The organism is uncultured Massilia sp. (genome assembly GCF_913773735.1).
GTDB lineage: Bacteria > Pseudomonadota > Gammaproteobacteria > Burkholderiales > Burkholderiaceae_D > Telluria.
The window spans coordinates 23,949-38,795 of the sequence record NZ_CAJYEB010000048.1; the positions used below are offsets into that span (position 1 = coordinate 23,949).

Consider the following 14,847-nt stretch of genomic DNA (forward strand, 5'->3'; position numbering starts at 1 on the left):
GTGCACGATCCCGGTGCCGCTATTGCGCGCCGGGCCCCGGGATGGACTGTTAGGATCGCATCAACCTGACAACGCAATGGAGAGCATCATGGCAGACCAGAACCTCAAACCCGACCCGGCCGCACAGAGTCCGGCGATCCTGCACGAAGCCGACATCGGCAGCGGCGAGCGCACGCCGGCCCAGCACGATACCGACCGGATGATCCGCGAGATCCCGCGCCGCGGCGAAGGCAGCCGGCAGGATGCGGACACGGCGGGCAACCGCCAGGGGGACAAGCAGGACTCGTCGAAGGACTGACGGACCGGCAACGCCCGGTGGACGGGCACCAGGTGCCCGCCAACCGGGCGCAGCGGCAAACATCGACGCTTCCTGCATTCACCCTGCGTGCATTCACCCTGCCTGCATTCACCCTGCCTGCATTTATCCAGCCTTGACGGGCGGCTCCGGCGGCGTGGGTTCCTCGATCGGGGCGCGGGCCGGCGCCGGCACGTCGTCCGGATCGGGCCGCGGCTGTGGCGGCGGCAGGTCGGGATCGGGGGTCGTATGGGCGCGCAACGCCTGGCGCCCTTCGTGGTCCAGCATGGTCGTCATGGTTCCTCCTTGAAGCCACAGCGCCGCCAGCGCGCTGGCGCCGCTGATGTTGATGTCGATGTCGATGTTGTGCGGAGCCTAGCATGGAAGACCGCCCGCGGTGTTCAATCGTGCGCAGTCCGGCCGTGCGCACTGGCGGCGCCGGCTGGTATAGTGGCAAATTGCCATTCATTCACTTTCCGACGACCATGCGCCGCCTGTCCGCCCTGCTCCTGACCGCCGCCTGCGCCGGCGCCGTCCATGCCGCACCGATGAAACTGTCCGACTACATGGCCCTGAGCGGGCCGGCGCCGAGCGCCACCTTTCGCTATGGCAGCGCGCCATCCCAGTACGCCGAGTTGTTCATGCCACCAGGCAAGGGGCCGTTCCCCGTCGCCGTGCTGGTGCACGGCGGCTGCTGGACGAAGGCGTTCGGCGGCATCCTCCAGTTCCGCAACATGGCCGGGGCGCTGGCCGCGCGCGGCATCGCCGCCTGGAACGTGGAATACCGCCGCGTCGACGAGGAGGGCGGCGGCTATCCGGGCATGTACCTGGACATGAATGCCGCGCTCGACACGCTGGCGCAGGCGGCCCGCCACTACCCGCTCGACCTGCAGCGACTGGCCGCGGTGGGGCACTCGGCCGGCGGCCAGCTCGTGCAATGGATCGGCGCGCGGCCGCGCATCCCGTCGTCGAGCCCCTTGTACCGCGCCGACGCGCTGCCCGTGAAGAACGTCGTCAGCCTGGGCGGCCTGGCCGACCTGCGCCGCGAGGCGGCCCTGATCGAGACCAGCTGCGAGCGCAGCACGGTCCAGTTGGCCGGCACGCCGAGCAAGGAACGGCCCGACGTGTTTTCCGACACCAATGCCGGCGACCTGCTGCCGAGCGGCACCCGCACGATCCTCGTTACCGGCGAACTGGACACGATCTCGCCGCCGCGCGTGGCGCACGACTTCGCGGCCCGCGCCCGCGCCGCCGGCGACCGCGCGGAAGTCGTGATCCTGCCCGGCGCCAGCCACTACGACGAAGTGGCGGCCGGCTCGGCGTCGTGGCCGCTGGTGCTGCAGGCGATCGAGACGGCGCTGGCGCCGACGGGCACGCCTTGACCGCGCCGGCAGGACGCCACGTCAATCCGGAAACACGATGCGCCGCGCCAGGCGCTGCTCGACGGTGACGTCGCCCTCGGCCACGGCCACGCACGGCAGGATGTAGCCTTCGCGCTTCTCGTCGAACGACAGGCCCGGCCACTCGACCAGGTGGCGCGCGCCGCCGGCGTTCAGGCGGCACAGGCAGGTACGGCAGGTACCGTTGCGGCAGGAACTGGGCAGGTCGACGCCGGCCCGCTCGGCCGCGTGCAGGATGGTTTCGCCCGCGTCCGCCGCGAACGACCAGCCGGACGGCTGGAGGGTGATGGTGACTGTGCTCATGGGCCCGATTGTACCGGCCGGGCATGGGTTCGTTCGCGCACAGACCCTGTTCTTGCATGTGATTAACCTGATTGCAAGGAAACAAGCAAGCAGGTGCCCCATGACTTACCACACCAGAATCGCCCTTGCCGCCCTGCTGGGCAGCCTCGCCACCCTCCCCGCCGGCGCGCGCCAGGCGCAGCCGATGCCCGTGCGGCCCGCCGCGCCGCAGCCCGCCGCGGTCCAGCCCGCGGCCGTCCCTGCGTCCGCCCCGGCAGCCGCCCCGATGGCCGCGCCCGCCGATGCGGCCGAGTTCGAACGCCTGCTGCGCGCCCAAGTGCTGCTCGACCGCGCCCGCTTCTCGCCCGGCGAGATCGACGGCGCCTACGGCTCGAACATGCGCCAGGCCCTGTCCGGCTTCCAGAAGGCGCGCGGCCTGCCGGTCACCGGCAAGCTCGACGACGCCACCTGGAACCTGCTGCATGCCGACGCCACGCCCACGCTGCTGACCTACACGCTGGCCGAGGCCGACGTCGCCGGCCCCTTCCGTCCCGTGCCGAACGACATGATGGAAAAGGCGAAGCTGCCGGCGCTCGGCTATGCCTCGGCGGCCGAGGGACTGGGCGAGAAATTCCACGCCAGCCCGGCGCTGCTGCAACGACTGAATCCGGGCAAGGACCTGGGCCGCGCCGGCGAACAGATCGTCGTGCCCAACGTGGTCGGCACGCCGCCGCTGCCGCCGGCCGCGCGCGTGGTGGTATCGAACGCGGCGCGCGTGCTGTGGCTGCAGGATGCGGCCGGCAACCAGATCGCCCAGTACCCGGTGTCGACGGGCAGCGAGCACGATCCGCTGCCGATCGGCCAGTGGACCATCGAGGGCGTGCACCGCAATCCGACCTACCACTACAACCCCAAGCTGTTCTGGGACGCCCGTCCGGGCGACAAGAAGACCACCGTGGCCGCCGGCCCCAACAACCCGGTCGGCGTGGCCTGGATCGACCTGTCCAAGCCGCACTACGGCATCCACGGCACCCCCGTGCCGTCCACGGTCGGCAAGACCGAATCGCACGGCTGCATCCGCCTGACCAACTGGAGCGTCGCCGAGGTGGCGGGCCTGGTGCAGGCCGGCACCGAAGTGGTGCTGCAGGATTGACCCGCAGGCGCCGACGGGACAGCGGATCGCATTGACGAGGAGACGACGATGAAATGGCTGATGACCTTCCTGCTCGGCGTGCTGGTGGGCGCCGGCGGCCTGTTCGCCTGGCTGCGCCAGGTGCCGCACGACGACCCGCGCGCCGCGGCCTCCAGCGCGATGGCGACGGGCTCGCTGCCGGCGCCGGCCGGCCCCGACCTGGAGAGCCAGCTGCCGCCGGCGCCGAAGGTGACGCCCGACCTGACCGAACTCGACCTGCCGTTGCGCCCGGCCGCCATGGACGCCGTCGCCGCCCTGCCCGAGGTGGCGTCCGCCGCCCCGGCCATTCCCGCCGGCCAGCTGATGGTGCCGGTCGAGGGCATCGCCTTCGCCCAGCTGAGCGACAACTACGACCAGCCGCGCGGCCGCGAACGCCATCACGAGGCGCTCGACATCATGGCGCCGAAGGGCACGCCGGTCCGCGCCACGGCCGACGGCAAGGTCGCCAAGCTGTTCACCAGCAAGCCGGGCGGCCTGACCGTCTACCAGTTTGACCCGACCGAAAAGTATGCCTACTATTACGCCCATCTGGACCGCTACGCCGACGGCCTGCAGGAAGGCGCGACGCTCAAGCGCGGCGATTTGGTGGGCTACGTCGGCAGCACCGGCAACGCCGACCCGAACGCCCCGCACCTGCACTTCGCCGTGTTCGAACTGACGCCCGAAAAGCAGTGGTGGAAAGGCACGCCCGTCAACCCGTATCCGCTGCTGGCGCGCTGACGCGGCCTGCGCGGCTCGGATCGTACGACACCCTCGACGAGGAGGACACGATGAATCTACCCCAGGAAAAAGCCACGCGCAGCGTCGACGTGAAGGTGACGGTCGACGTGCGCGTCGACCCGGCGGGCGTCATCCTGCTGCTGGCCTCGTCGGCCATGGCCCTGTTCCTGCTCAAGCGCAAATAACACGCCCGGCCACGGCCGGGCGCGCCGCTCAATGGGTGCAGGCGTGGGACTGCGCGCCCTCGCCCTGCGGCTGCGCGACATGTCGGCCGGCGGCGCGGATCACCAGCAGCAGCGCCAGCACCGTCAGCGCCGCGCCGGCGAACAGCACGGCCGCGTAGCCCATGCCGGCATCGAGCACGGCCGCCCCCATGGCCGCGCCGATCGCATTGCCCAGGTTGAACGCGCCGATGTTGACGGACGATGCGAGGCCCGGCGCTTCCGTCGCCGCACGCATCACGCGCATCTGCACCGGCGGCACCAGGGCGAACGCGGCGATGCCCCACACCAGCAGGCCGATCGCCGTGCCGGCCTTGCTGGCGGCCAGCCACGGGAAGGCGATCATCGTCGCCGCTTCCACCAGCAGGAAGACGATCAGCGTCCGGTCGATCGAACGGTCGGCCATCTTGCCGCCCACCGAGTTACCGATCGTGAAGCCGATGCCGACCAGCGCCAGCATCAGCGTGATGAACCCCGGCGAGGCGCCGTTGAAGGCCTGCAGCGCCGGATTGATGTAGGTGTACAGCGCGAACATGGCGCCCGACGCCAGCACGGTGGTCAGCAGCGCCTGCAGCACGACCGGGCGCAGCAGCACTTTCATTTCGGCGCGCACGTCCGGCGCCTGGCCGCGGCTGCCCTGGGGCAGGAAGGCCAGCAGCGACGCCATCGCCAGCACCCCGAGCGCCGCGATGGCGCCGAACGACTGGCGCCAGCCGATGTGGTCGCTCAGCCAGGTGGCGGCCGGCACGCCGCCGATGTTGGCGACCGTCAGGCCCATGAACATCATGGCGACGGCGCTGGCCTGCTTGTCGCGCGGCACCAGGCTGGCGGCGACCACCGAACCGATGCCGAAGAACGCGCCATGCGTCAGGCTGGTAATGACGCGCGCCACCATCAGGCTCGCATAGCCCGGCGCCAGCGCCGACAGGGTATTGCCGATGGCAAACAAGGCCATCAGGGCGACCAGGGCCTTGCGGCGCGGCCAGCGCGCCAGCAGCAGGGTCATCACGGGCGCGCCGGCCATGACGCCGATCGCGTAGGCGGACACGAGCATGCCGGCGGACGGGATCGACACGTCGACGCCCCGGGCGATCGTGGTCAGCATGCCCATCGGGCCGAATTCCGTCGTGCCGATGCCGAAGGCGCCGACGGCGAGCGCCAGCAGGGGCCAGGTCGCGCCGCCTGCCGGTGCGCCGGAAGAGGAAGAAGAGGAGGTATGCATGGTTTATCCAGAAAAAGAATCCAGCACACATTATCTGCGCGCTCGCTTTTTCGATAAACTGCATAATCCTCAAAATACTTTTGCGCCGGGCGGGAAAATCCCGGTCCCGGCGCAAAAGAACCGCGCTAGCGTTCGTCGACGTCCGCCCCGACGTTGATCGCCGCATAGGCACGCTGCACGGCGATCGCCTCGCGGCCGTCCTTGCCATACAGTTCGGCCGCCGCCTCGATCATCTTCTCGCGCGCCTGGGCATAGTTGGTGCTGGACGTGAACCTGGTGGTATTCGCCAGGAACCAGATCCGGTAGGCCTTGTCGATGCCGATGCCCGTCATCGCCAGCGGCGCCTTGACGAGGTACTTGCTGTACGTGTCGGCCGTCGTGTCGGCGCTCGAGCCCTGCGACAGGAAATAGAACATGCGGTTGTTCGGCCCGCTGCTGTAGTGCACGTCCAGGCGCTTGAGCGAGGTGCTCCAGGCGTCCGGGCTGCTGCCGTCCTTGCTGGGCTTGCGCATCCAGCGCAGCGGCGTGCCGCTCTTGCTGATCTCGGCGCCCAGCACCCAGTCGTTGCCGGCGGGCGGAATCGTGTCGCCGCGGCCGCCGGCGCGCGCATAGGCTTCGACGACCTCGCCGTTGATGTCCGAGGCCGACTCGTTCAGGCCGCCCGACTCGCCGGAATAGGTCAGGTCCGAGGTGGCGGCGGTGACGCCGTGGCCCATCTCGTGGCCGATCACGTCGATCGACCCCAGGCTGTTGAAGGTGTTCCCGTCGCCGATGAACATGCAGCGGCAGGCGTCGCTGTAGTAGGCATTGTCGTAGGCCGTGTTGACGTGGACGGCGATGTGCGTCGCGGTATCGTGGCCGTCCAGCGAGCGCCAGCCGAACACGTTCTTCAGCGTGTCGTAGGTGTTCATCAACCCCCATAGCGCATTCACCGCCGCGGTCTGGCCGTTGGCGTCGGTGGTCGAGCCGCCCTTGACGTACTGCTTGCCGTCGCCCCAGGTATTGCTGTCGTTGACGTAGACCTCGCCGGAACTGCTGCCGTGGTTGGCGTTGGTGATCGCCATCGCGCCGAACGCGCCGCCGGTGCCGCGGCTGTCGTCGATCATCCGGTACTTGCCGCCGGCCAGCGTGGTATTGACCGGCACCTCGCCGTTGTACTGGCTCCGGCCCACGCCGACGACCGTCTGCAGCATGCTCCACTGGTCGAGGATGCGGGCATCGCGCGCGCCGACCACCGTGTCGTGGTAGACCGGCCGGTCGCCGATGTGCAGGCGCGTGCGCACCAGCCAGGCCAGTTCGTAGCGCTCGACGACGTCGCGCACGTCGACGGCGTTCAGTGCCGTCTCCTGCTTGTCGCGCGCCTCGGGCGTGCGCTCCTGGCGCACCACCGGCCAGATCACCAGTTCGGCGCTCGGCGTCGCCGCGTGGCGCACGCCGGCCGCCGAGCGCATGCCGATCGACGCCAGCGCCGCGGCGATCGCGGCCTCGGCGCCGATCGCCGGCGTGACGTCGAAGTCCGGCGCCAGGCGCGCGCCGCCCGCCTTTGCATCGCCTGCCTTTGCATCGCCCCCTTTTGCATCGCCACCCTGCGCAGCGCCCGCCAGCGCGAGGCTGCGCTCGGAGGCCGACTCGGACACGATCCTGCCGGCGCCGTCCAGCACCAGCACCGATTCCGCGCCGAACACGCGCACGCCCTTCCACGTCTGCGCGACGCGCGCGACCTGCGTGCCCTGCACGCCCGGATGCTGGCTGCGCACTTCGTAGCCGAGCCGGGCGTCGATGCCGCGCGTGGCGCGGCGCGCCTCGAGCTGGGCCAGCAACGCGGCGCGCTGCTGGGCGCTGGGCGCCACCGGCGCGCTCATCATGCCCGGCCCGGCCGCCGCCGGTTGCGCAAGCGTCAGGAAAATGGCGCCGAGCGACGCCAGCAGGGTCATGCGCTTGTTCATCTCTCATCTCCTTTCGGTGACGCCCGGCCGAGCCGACGACGGACTCGGGTGGCATCATCGCAGTGTGGATGAGCTCGATGAAAGTGGATTGCTCAAGCGCAAACAGCCGCGTGGGGGCGCCACGCGGCGGGGCATCGACGAGCCGGACGGCGCCGGCCCTCGCGGATCAGCGCGGGCGCCGGCGCATCAGGTACACCGCGGCGCCGACCACGACGCCGGCGATCGCCGCCTTCTTGACCAGGCCGGCGCGGTTGTGCTCCCACTCGGCCTTGATGCCCATCTCGCCCAGCACGTTCGGCACCTTGCCGCGCGCCAGGTCCTCGCCGATGCCCTCGACCACGTTGACGCGGTCGGCCGCCAGCAGGATCAGCCAGTGGCGCATGTCGTTCTCGGACCACTTGAACGCCAGGCGCCGCAGCATGCCGGACAGGCCCTTCGGCGGTTGCGCGGTGCCGAAGATGGGCGTGATGGCATTGTCGCGCTCGGTCGATACCAGCACCTCGACGTGTTCCTCCTGCTGCGGCAGCTTGCCCTCGTGCTGGTGGATGAAGCGCGGCGGCGTGCGCTCCATCGGCACGCCGGGGCGGTTCTTGCGGTCGAGGTCGGCGCCCCAGCCCTGGATGTGGGACAGCGACGCGCGGCTCGGACGGCGCGGCACGTCGTCGAAGTCGCCCTGCGGCGGGTGGTGGTGGACGTGGCCGTCGTGGCCGTGCGGGTGTTCGCGGTGCGTTTCCATGGCGGTCTCCTCAATGCAGTGCGCTGGACTGGACGGCCTGGACCTCGCGCGCCGACGGCGGGATCAGGACGGTCTTGATGCAGTTGTCGAGCTTGCTCGAAAAGATGTGGTAGGCGTCCGCCACCTCTTCCAGCGGCACCCGGTGCGTGATGATGTCCTTCGGACTCAGGCGCCCTTCGCGGATGTGCTCGATCAGGCGCGGCAGGTGGCGCCGCACGCTGGCCTGGTTCATGCGCAGCGTCAGGCCCTTGTTCAGCGCGTTGCCGATCGGCACCGCATTGAAGGTCGGACCGTAGACGCCGACGATCGACACGTTGCCGCCCTTGCGCACCGCATTGATGGCCCAGTGCAGCACGGTAGCGGCGCCGGCCTGCATCTTCATCAGGCGTCCGGTCAGGGTCTGAGCGATCGAGCCGGCCGCGTCGCCGCCCACGCAGTCGATGCAGACGTCGGCGCCCAGGCCGTCCGTCATGCGCTTGATGTGCTCGGCCATGTCGTTCACGATGCGGAAGTCCAGCACCTCGCACTGGGCGTAGCGCTTGACGAACTCGAGGCGGTACTCGACCTCGTCGACGACGATCACGCGTCCCGCCCCCATCAGCCAGGCCGACTTGGCCGCGAAGATGCCGACCGGGCCGGCGCCGAACACGACCACCGTGTCGCCTTCCTGGATGTCGCCCATCTCGGCGGCCTGGTAGCCGGTCGGCAGCGCATCGGTCATCAGGACGGCATCCTCGATGTGGATGTCGTCCGGGATCACCATCGGGCCGACGTCGGCCATCGGCACGCGCACGAACTCGGCCTGGCCGCCGTCGTAGCCGCCGGCCGTGTGCGAATAGCCGTAGATGCCGCCCACGGCCGTGGCTTGCGGATTCGTGTTGTGGCAATTGCCGAACAACTCGCGCTGGCAAAAGAAGCAGGAGCCGCAGAACAGGTTGAACGGCACCAGCACCCGGTCGCCGACCTTCAGGTGCCTCACGTCGGTGCCGACGTCCTCGACCACGCCGACGAATTCGTGGCCGAAGGTGTGGCCGATGCGGGTGTCGGGCACCATGCCATGGTACAGGTGCAGGTCGGACCCGCAGATGCAGGTACGCAGGACGCGCACGATGGCGTCGCCCGGGTGCTGGATTTCTGGATCGGGCTTGTGGTCGGCGCGGACGCGGTAGGGTCCGCGATAGTTCATGGCCAGCATGGGTTGGCTCCTCGATTGGGTTCGCTTGGCACCCCACCTTATGGCACGCCGGCCAGGATAGCGATACGCGCACGGTAACGAACGCGGGGTTTTTCCACGTTTTCGCGCCCGTGCCAGCGCTTTGTTTTAGAAGGGAAATTTTGTCGGGGCGAAGTCGTTCCGGGAAGAACCAGGCGCCCCGGAAGCGACGACGGCCGCGCAAGGCGGCCGTCGTCGTGCGGGCAGGTACGCGCTTACAGCTGGCGCGCCTCGAAGGTATTGCACTGCTCCACGGAGCCGGTCTCGATGCCGCGCTTGAACCAGCGCACGCGCTGGGCCGAGGTGCCGTGGGTGAAGGAGTCGGGCACGACCTCGCCGCGCGACTGGCGCTGCAGGGCGTCGTCGCCGATGGCGCTGGCCGCGGCCAGCGCCGATTCGATGTCGCCGCCCTCGATGATGCGCTTGGCGGAATTCGTATGGTTGGCCCAGACGCCGGCGAAGCAGTCGGCCTGCAGTTCCAGGCGCACCGACATGGCGTTGGCCTCGGTCTCGGAGGCGCGCTGGCGCATCGCGTCGACCTTGCCGGAGATGCCCAGCAGGTTCTGCACGTGGTGGCCGACCTCGTGCGCGATGACGTAGGCCTGCGTGAACTCGCCGCCGACGTGGAAGCGCTGCTGCATCAGGCGGAAGAACGACAGGTCGATGTACACCTTGCGGTCCGCCGGGCAGTAGAACGGCCCGACCGCGGCCTGGCCCTGGCCGCAGCCGCCGGTGCTGGTGCGGCCGTCGTACAGCACCAGCGTGGGCGGCGAATAGGTGGCGCCGCCGGCGCGGAAGATCTGGCCCCAGGTGTCCTCGGTATAGCCGAGCACCGTGCGCACGAACTGCGTCTCGCGATCGTTGGCGGGCGGGTGCGCCGGCGCCTGCTGGACCTGCTGGGCGCCGCCGCCCGACAGCAGGCTCAGGATCGTCGACGGCGACACCCCGAAGAACCAGGACCCGAGCAGCGCCACGACGATCGTGCCGATGCCGATCGTGCCACCGCCGAAGCCGAATCCCCCGCCACCGCCACCGTCGCCGCGGCGGTCCTCCACGTTATCGCTCTGCCGATCGCCTTCCCAACGCATGCATGTCCTCCCGTTCGTGTTTCCCTGGTGTTTCCCTGGTGTTTCTCTGGTGCTTCTCTCGTATCGCGTGTCGCCCCGGATGGCGCCGTTCGTCCTGCGCGTTCAGCGCACCGTCGAACGCTTCAGCCCGAACGCGTCGCTGTGCCCGCGCGCCTCCTTGCTGCGGAACTCGTCGTCGGCCGCCAGGCCGGCGCGGCATTCGTCGTGCTGCAGGCGCTCGCGGCGTTCGCGTTCCAGTTCGCGCTCCAGGCGCGCCTTGAGGGAGACTTCCGGTACCACGTTACTCATGACATTCCTCGTCGGTTGCTAGCGCGCCCCGGGATGGGATGCGCGCCGTATGCCCCAGTGTGCACCGGCCGCCGGCGCCGCTCTGTTCGAACTTTCACATAGCGCCCATAGTGCCATACGGGCGGCGCGTCCGCCATCGCTTCCACTGTGTGGCCGCGCGCACCGAACGGCGGCGCGCGCCGCGGCATGCTGACGCCATCATGCCGACGCTTTCGACCATCCTTGCCGCCGCCCCCGCCCGCGATGCCCTGGCGGCGCTCGGACGCCTGCTGCGCCGGAGCGGCTACCGCTTCGCGACGGTCACGCCGGCCACGCACCGGCGCGTCAATGCCCGCCCCGGCAACGCGCTGGCGCGCGACCTGCGCGGCGTGTTCGGCTGGAGCCGCCCCTGGCTGGCCGGCACGCTGGCGCCGGACGTCGACGCGCTGCTGCGCGGCGCCGGCCTGGCCGCTCCCTGCCCCGGCATCCCCGGCGCCTGGCGCGCGCTGGTGCGCGCGTCCACCATCGGGCCGCAGCTGTACTTCCATTCGGCGTGGCCGACCGACGACGACGACGCCGTGTTCTTCGGCCCCGATACCTGGCGCTACCTGGCCGCCATGCGGCGCGCGCTGGACCGGCTGCAGCGGCCGGTGCTGCGCGCCGTCGACGTCGGCGCCGGCAGCGGCGCGGCCGCGATCGAACTGGCGCTGCGCCGTCCGCGCGCCACCGTGTTCGGCGCCGACATCAATGCCGCCGCGCTGGCGCTGGTGGAGGTCAATGCCGCGCTGGCCGGCGCCGCCGGCGTGCGCCCCTGCCGCAGCGACCTGCTGGACGGCGTGGACGGCGGGTTCGACCTGGTCATGTCGAACCCGCCCTACATCCTCGACGCCGACGAACTGCCCTACCGCCACGGCGGCGGCATGCACGGCGCCGCCCTGTCGGTGCGCATCGTGCAGCAGGCGCTGGCGCGCCTGCGGCCGGGCGGCAGCCTGCTGCTGTACACCGGCGCGGCCATCGTCGACGGCGCCGATCCCTTCCTGGACGCGGTGCGCCCACTGCTGGATGCCGCCTGCCGCGACTGGTCGTACGAGGAACTCGACCCGGACGTGTTGGGCGGCCAGCTCGGGTGCGCCGGCTACGAGGACGTCGAGCGCATCGCGGCCGTGTGGCTGCACGCGGTGCGGCGGCCCTGAGCCCGGTCCGGGAACCGCGGACGACCGCGGTGTCGGGCGCGACCGGGAGCCGTTTTCAGCGGCGCGTTCCGGTCGATCATATAATTGCCACAATTCAATAAGCGTACCACGCGACCGCGCCGGCGGCCGGCCCTGCCGGTCGGGAGACCCTGCGCCGGACCGGCCTTTTGCCCGTCCGTCTCTCGTCCCCCCAAGGCGTGCGGTCCCTCTCTCCGTGCGCCGCGACCACGGAGTTGAACAATGAGAATCAGCAAGTTGAAAGTCGGCGTCCGGCTCGGCCTCGGTTTCGCCATCGTCCTGGTCCTGATGGTGCTGCTTGCCGTCACCGGCGTCGCGCGCATGACGACGATGCAGGAAAAGATGTCGCGCATCGTCGAGCAGGACAACGTCAAGGTGCGCCTGGTGACCGACATGCGCCAGTCGATGATGGATGCGATCGTGAAGGGCCACACCATCGCGCTGATGGACGACGCGGCCGAGGTCGACGCCGCGAACCGCCGCCTGGCCGCCAGCCGCGCCGCCTACCAGGCCCTGTCCGACAGGCTGCAGGCGATGATCTCGACCCCTGCCGAGCAGGCGGCGCTGGCGCGCATCGTCGCCGCGCGCGCCGCCTCGGTCGACGTGGCGCAGCGCATGACGGCGCTGGTGCGGGCCGGCGAACACGACGCCGCCAACCGCATGCTGCTGCGCGAGCTGCAGCCGCTGCAGGACAGGACCATCGCGGCCATGGACGGGATGGTGCGCGCGCTGGAACAGCAGGTGATGGACGCCGCCGAGCAGGCCGCCGCCGCGCACCGCTCGGCGCGCCTGCAGACCGTGTGCATCACGCTGGCCGCCACGCTGCTCGGCACCGGCATGGCCTGGCTGATCACGCGCGGCCTGCTGCGCCAGCTCGGCGGCGAGCCGACCGATGCCGCGGCCATCGCCGGGCGCATCGCCGACGGCGAGCTGGACGTGGCCATCGTGCTGCGCCACGGCGACGACGGCAGCCTGCTGGCCGCCATCGAGACCATGCGCGCGCGCCTGGCCCACCTGGTCGGCCAGGTCCACCGCGCCACCCACAACATCGCCCACGCCTCGAACGAGATCGCCAGCGGCAACGCCGACCTGTCGGCGCGCACCGAGGCCCAGGCGGGCTCGCTGGAGGAAACGGCGTCGACGATGGAAGAACTGACCGCGACCGTGCAGCAGAACGCCGACCACGCCCGCCGCGCCAATGCGCTGGCGCGCGCCGCCGCGGAGGTGGCCGAGCGCGGCGGCGCCGTCGTGGCGCAGGTGGTCGGCACGATGGAATCGATCAACGCGTCCTCGCGCCGCATCGTCGACATCATCGCCGTGATCGACGGCATCGCCTTCCAGACCAACATCCTGGCGCTCAACGCCGCCGTCGAGGCGGCGCGCGCGGGCGAGCAGGGGCGCGGCTTCGCGGTCGTGGCGGGCGAGGTGCGCAACCTGGCCCAGCGCAGCGCCGCCGCGGCGCGCGAGATCAAGGCGCTGATCGACGACTCGGTCGGCAAGGTCGGCGCCGGCAGCCGGCTCGTCGACGCGGCCGGCATGACCATGGGCGAGGTCGTCGACAGCATCCGCCGGGTGACGGCCATCATGGCCGACATCAGCGCCGCGACGACGGAACAGCGCAGCGGCATCGAGCAGGCCAACCACGCCATCGTGGAGATGGACGGCGTGACCCAGCAGAACGCCGCGCTGGTCGAGGAAGCCGCCGCCGCCGCCCAGGCGATGCGGCGCCAGGCCGAGGAGCTGACGCGGCTGGTGGACGTGTTCAAGGTGAAGGAGGACGCCGTCATGGCCTGAGGCGCCGGATGAGACGATCGGGCAAGACGCCGCCGCATGCCGGCATGGCCGCCGCGTCCGCCCGGTGCAAGAATGGCTTCCATGCGGCGCCCTTGCGCGGCGCCGCGCCACCGGGAGATCGCCATGCAAGCCCTCGACAACACCGTCCCCGCCGCCGCCGCGGCCCCGCCGACCACCCTCGCCTGGCTGCCGGTAGGCCTGTTCGGCGCCGTGATGGGCCTGGCCGGCCTGTCGATCGCCTGGGACCTCGCGCACCGGACGTTCGGCCTGCCGGCCTGGATCGGCCGCGGCATCGGCGCCGCCGCGCTGCTGGCCTTCGTCGCGCTGGCCGTCGCCTACGGCATCAAGGCGTTCGCCGGCTTCGGCGCCGTGCGCGCCGAATTCGCCCACCCGATCGCCGGCAACCTGTTCGGCACGCCCCTGATCAGCCTGCTGTTACTGCCCTTCGTGCTCGCCGACGCCAGCCTGGCGCTGGCGCGCCTGGCCTGGGTACTGGGCGCGCTGGGCATGACGGCGTTCGCCTGGACCGTCGTGAGCCGCTGGATCAGCGTGCGCCACAGCGGCGCCCAGGTCGCCCCGTCCTGGATCGTGCCGGTGGTCGGCATGCTCGACGTGCCGCTCGCGGTGCCGCTGCTGCACTGGGACGGCCTGCACGGCGTCATGCTGTTCGGCCTGGCCGTCGGCCTGGTCTTCGCGCTGCCGCTCCTGACCCTGCTGCTGGGCCGCCTGGCGCTGGAAGAACCGCTGCCGGCGCCGCTGCAGCCGTCGCTGCTGATCCTGCTGGCGCCGTTCGCGGTCGGCTTTTCGGCCTACACGACCACGGTCGGCCGCATCGACGGCTTCGCCGCCGGCCTGTACATGGTGATGCTGTTCCTGGTGCCGGTCCTGCTGGGGCGCCTGCGCCACCTGCCGCAGTGCTCGCCGTTCCGGGTGTCGTGGTGGGCGGCCGGCTTTCCGCTGGCGGCGGCGGCGGTGGCCGCGCTCAAGTACGCGGCCTGGGACGGCACGGCGGTGACCGGGGCGATCGCGCTGGTGCTGCTGGGGATCGCGACGCTGGCCGTGGCGGGGTTCCTGGTGCAGACCGTGGTGGGGATCGGCGGGGGGAGGTTGCGGGAGTTGATCTGAGTGGCGGGGGGGCTGGGCTGTCTGGCGCGCTGGCGCAGTCATGCGCGCCAGCGGCGCGCAGGCGGTCCCCGCCAGGGACCGCCAACGGGCGATTCGGAGAGGGCTGGCCTTGCAAGGCCAGCCCTTCGAATCCCA

General features: G+C 70.8%; 16 protein-coding genes. 8 read left to right on the plus strand and 8 right to left on the minus strand.

Features of this window, described 5'->3' with window-relative positions; all coding sequences use genetic code 11:
• Positions 1 to 88: 88 nt before the first annotated feature.
• Positions 89 to 298 (plus strand): hypothetical protein, encoded by a 210-nt coding sequence (locus tag QZ749_RS23960; protein ID WP_296952533.1) that lies wholly within the window; start codon positions 89 to 91, stop codon positions 296 to 298.
• A gap of 123 nt (positions 299 to 421) precedes the next feature.
• Here the strand turns inward: QZ749_RS23960 and QZ749_RS23965 are convergent, their stop codons facing one another.
• Complete coding sequence (locus tag QZ749_RS23965) at positions 422 to 592, minus strand: hypothetical protein (protein WP_296952535.1); 171 nt, start codon at positions 590 to 592, stop codon at positions 422 to 424.
• 188 nt (positions 593 to 780) lie between these two features.
• Between QZ749_RS23965 and QZ749_RS23970 the strand changes: the two genes are divergently transcribed.
• On the plus strand, positions 781 to 1,677 hold the full coding sequence (locus QZ749_RS23970) for a S9 family peptidase (protein WP_296952538.1): 897 nt from the start codon (positions 781 to 783) through the stop codon (positions 1,675 to 1,677).
• A gap of 21 nt (positions 1,678 to 1,698) precedes the next feature.
• Here the strand turns inward: QZ749_RS23970 and QZ749_RS23975 are convergent, their stop codons facing one another.
• The gene (locus tag QZ749_RS23975) at positions 1,699 to 1,998 is read right to left on the minus strand and encodes a 2Fe-2S iron-sulfur cluster-binding protein (protein WP_296952541.1); all 300 of its coding nucleotides are present in this window, start codon (positions 1,996 to 1,998) and stop codon (positions 1,699 to 1,701) included.
• A gap of 100 nt (positions 1,999 to 2,098) precedes the next feature.
• Here QZ749_RS23975 and QZ749_RS23980 point away from each other — a divergent pair, with 100 nt between their 5' ends.
• Genes QZ749_RS23980 through QZ749_RS23990 form a run of 3 tightly spaced genes read left to right on the plus strand, consistent with a single transcriptional unit; the run spans position 2,099 to position 4,074 of the window.
• Positions 2,099 to 3,130, plus strand: a complete 1,032-nt coding sequence (locus QZ749_RS23980) for a L,D-transpeptidase (RefSeq protein ID WP_296952543.1) — start codon at positions 2,099 to 2,101, stop codon at positions 3,128 to 3,130.
• Positions 3,131 to 3,178: 48 nt separating this feature from the next.
• Positions 3,179 to 3,889, plus strand: a complete 711-nt coding sequence (locus QZ749_RS23985) for a M23 family metallopeptidase (protein WP_296952545.1) — start codon at positions 3,179 to 3,181, stop codon at positions 3,887 to 3,889.
• Positions 3,890 to 3,939: 50 nt separating this feature from the next.
• Entirely contained in the window at positions 3,940 to 4,074 is a 135-nt protein-coding gene (locus QZ749_RS23990) for a hypothetical protein (protein ID WP_296952547.1), read from the plus strand.
• Between the two features lie 28 nt (positions 4,075 to 4,102).
• On the opposite strand, the gene QZ749_RS23995 is transcribed toward QZ749_RS23990, so the two are convergent.
• From QZ749_RS23995 to QZ749_RS24020, 6 genes are all read right to left on the minus strand, one after another.
• Positions 4,103 to 5,332 (minus strand): MFS transporter, encoded by a 1,230-nt coding sequence (locus QZ749_RS23995; RefSeq protein ID WP_296952549.1) that lies wholly within the window; start codon positions 5,330 to 5,332, stop codon positions 4,103 to 4,105.
• Positions 5,333 to 5,457: 125 nt separating this feature from the next.
• A complete protein-coding gene (locus QZ749_RS24000) occupies positions 5,458 to 7,278 on the minus strand; it encodes a M4 family metallopeptidase (RefSeq protein WP_296952551.1) in 1,821 nt (606 codons plus the stop codon).
• A gap of 166 nt (positions 7,279 to 7,444) precedes the next feature.
• The gene (locus QZ749_RS24005; protein WP_296952553.1) at positions 7,445 to 8,014 is read right to left on the minus strand and encodes a hypothetical protein; all 570 of its coding nucleotides are present in this window, start codon (positions 8,012 to 8,014) and stop codon (positions 7,445 to 7,447) included.
• Positions 8,015 to 8,024: 10 nt separating this feature from the next.
• Positions 8,025 to 9,209 (minus strand): zinc-dependent alcohol dehydrogenase, encoded by a 1,185-nt coding sequence (locus QZ749_RS24010; protein WP_296952556.1) that lies wholly within the window; start codon positions 9,207 to 9,209, stop codon positions 8,025 to 8,027.
• Between the two features lie 233 nt (positions 9,210 to 9,442).
• A complete protein-coding gene (locus QZ749_RS24015) occupies positions 9,443 to 10,315 on the minus strand; it encodes a neutral zinc metallopeptidase (RefSeq protein ID WP_296952558.1) in 873 nt (290 codons plus the stop codon).
• A gap of 102 nt (positions 10,316 to 10,417) precedes the next feature.
• Positions 10,418 to 10,603, minus strand: a complete 186-nt coding sequence (locus QZ749_RS24020; protein WP_296952561.1) for a hypothetical protein — start codon at positions 10,601 to 10,603, stop codon at positions 10,418 to 10,420.
• Between the two features lie 200 nt (positions 10,604 to 10,803).
• Here QZ749_RS24020 and QZ749_RS24025 point away from each other — a divergent pair, with 200 nt between their 5' ends.
• The 3 genes from QZ749_RS24025 (at position 10,804) to QZ749_RS24035 (ending at position 14,712) form a co-directional block, all read left to right on the plus strand.
• Positions 10,804 to 11,775, plus strand: coding sequence for a methyltransferase (locus QZ749_RS24025; RefSeq protein WP_296952565.1), 972 nt, complete (start codon positions 10,804 to 10,806; stop codon positions 11,773 to 11,775).
• 240 nt (positions 11,776 to 12,015) lie between these two features.
• Complete coding sequence (locus QZ749_RS24030) at positions 12,016 to 13,587, plus strand: methyl-accepting chemotaxis protein (protein ID WP_296952568.1); 1,572 nt, start codon at positions 12,016 to 12,018, stop codon at positions 13,585 to 13,587.
• Positions 13,588 to 13,710: 123 nt separating this feature from the next.
• On the plus strand, positions 13,711 to 14,712 hold the full coding sequence (locus QZ749_RS24035; protein ID WP_296952572.1) for an SLAC1 anion channel family protein: 1,002 nt from the start codon (positions 13,711 to 13,713) through the stop codon (positions 14,710 to 14,712).
• Positions 14,713 to 14,847 lie beyond the last annotated feature (135 nt).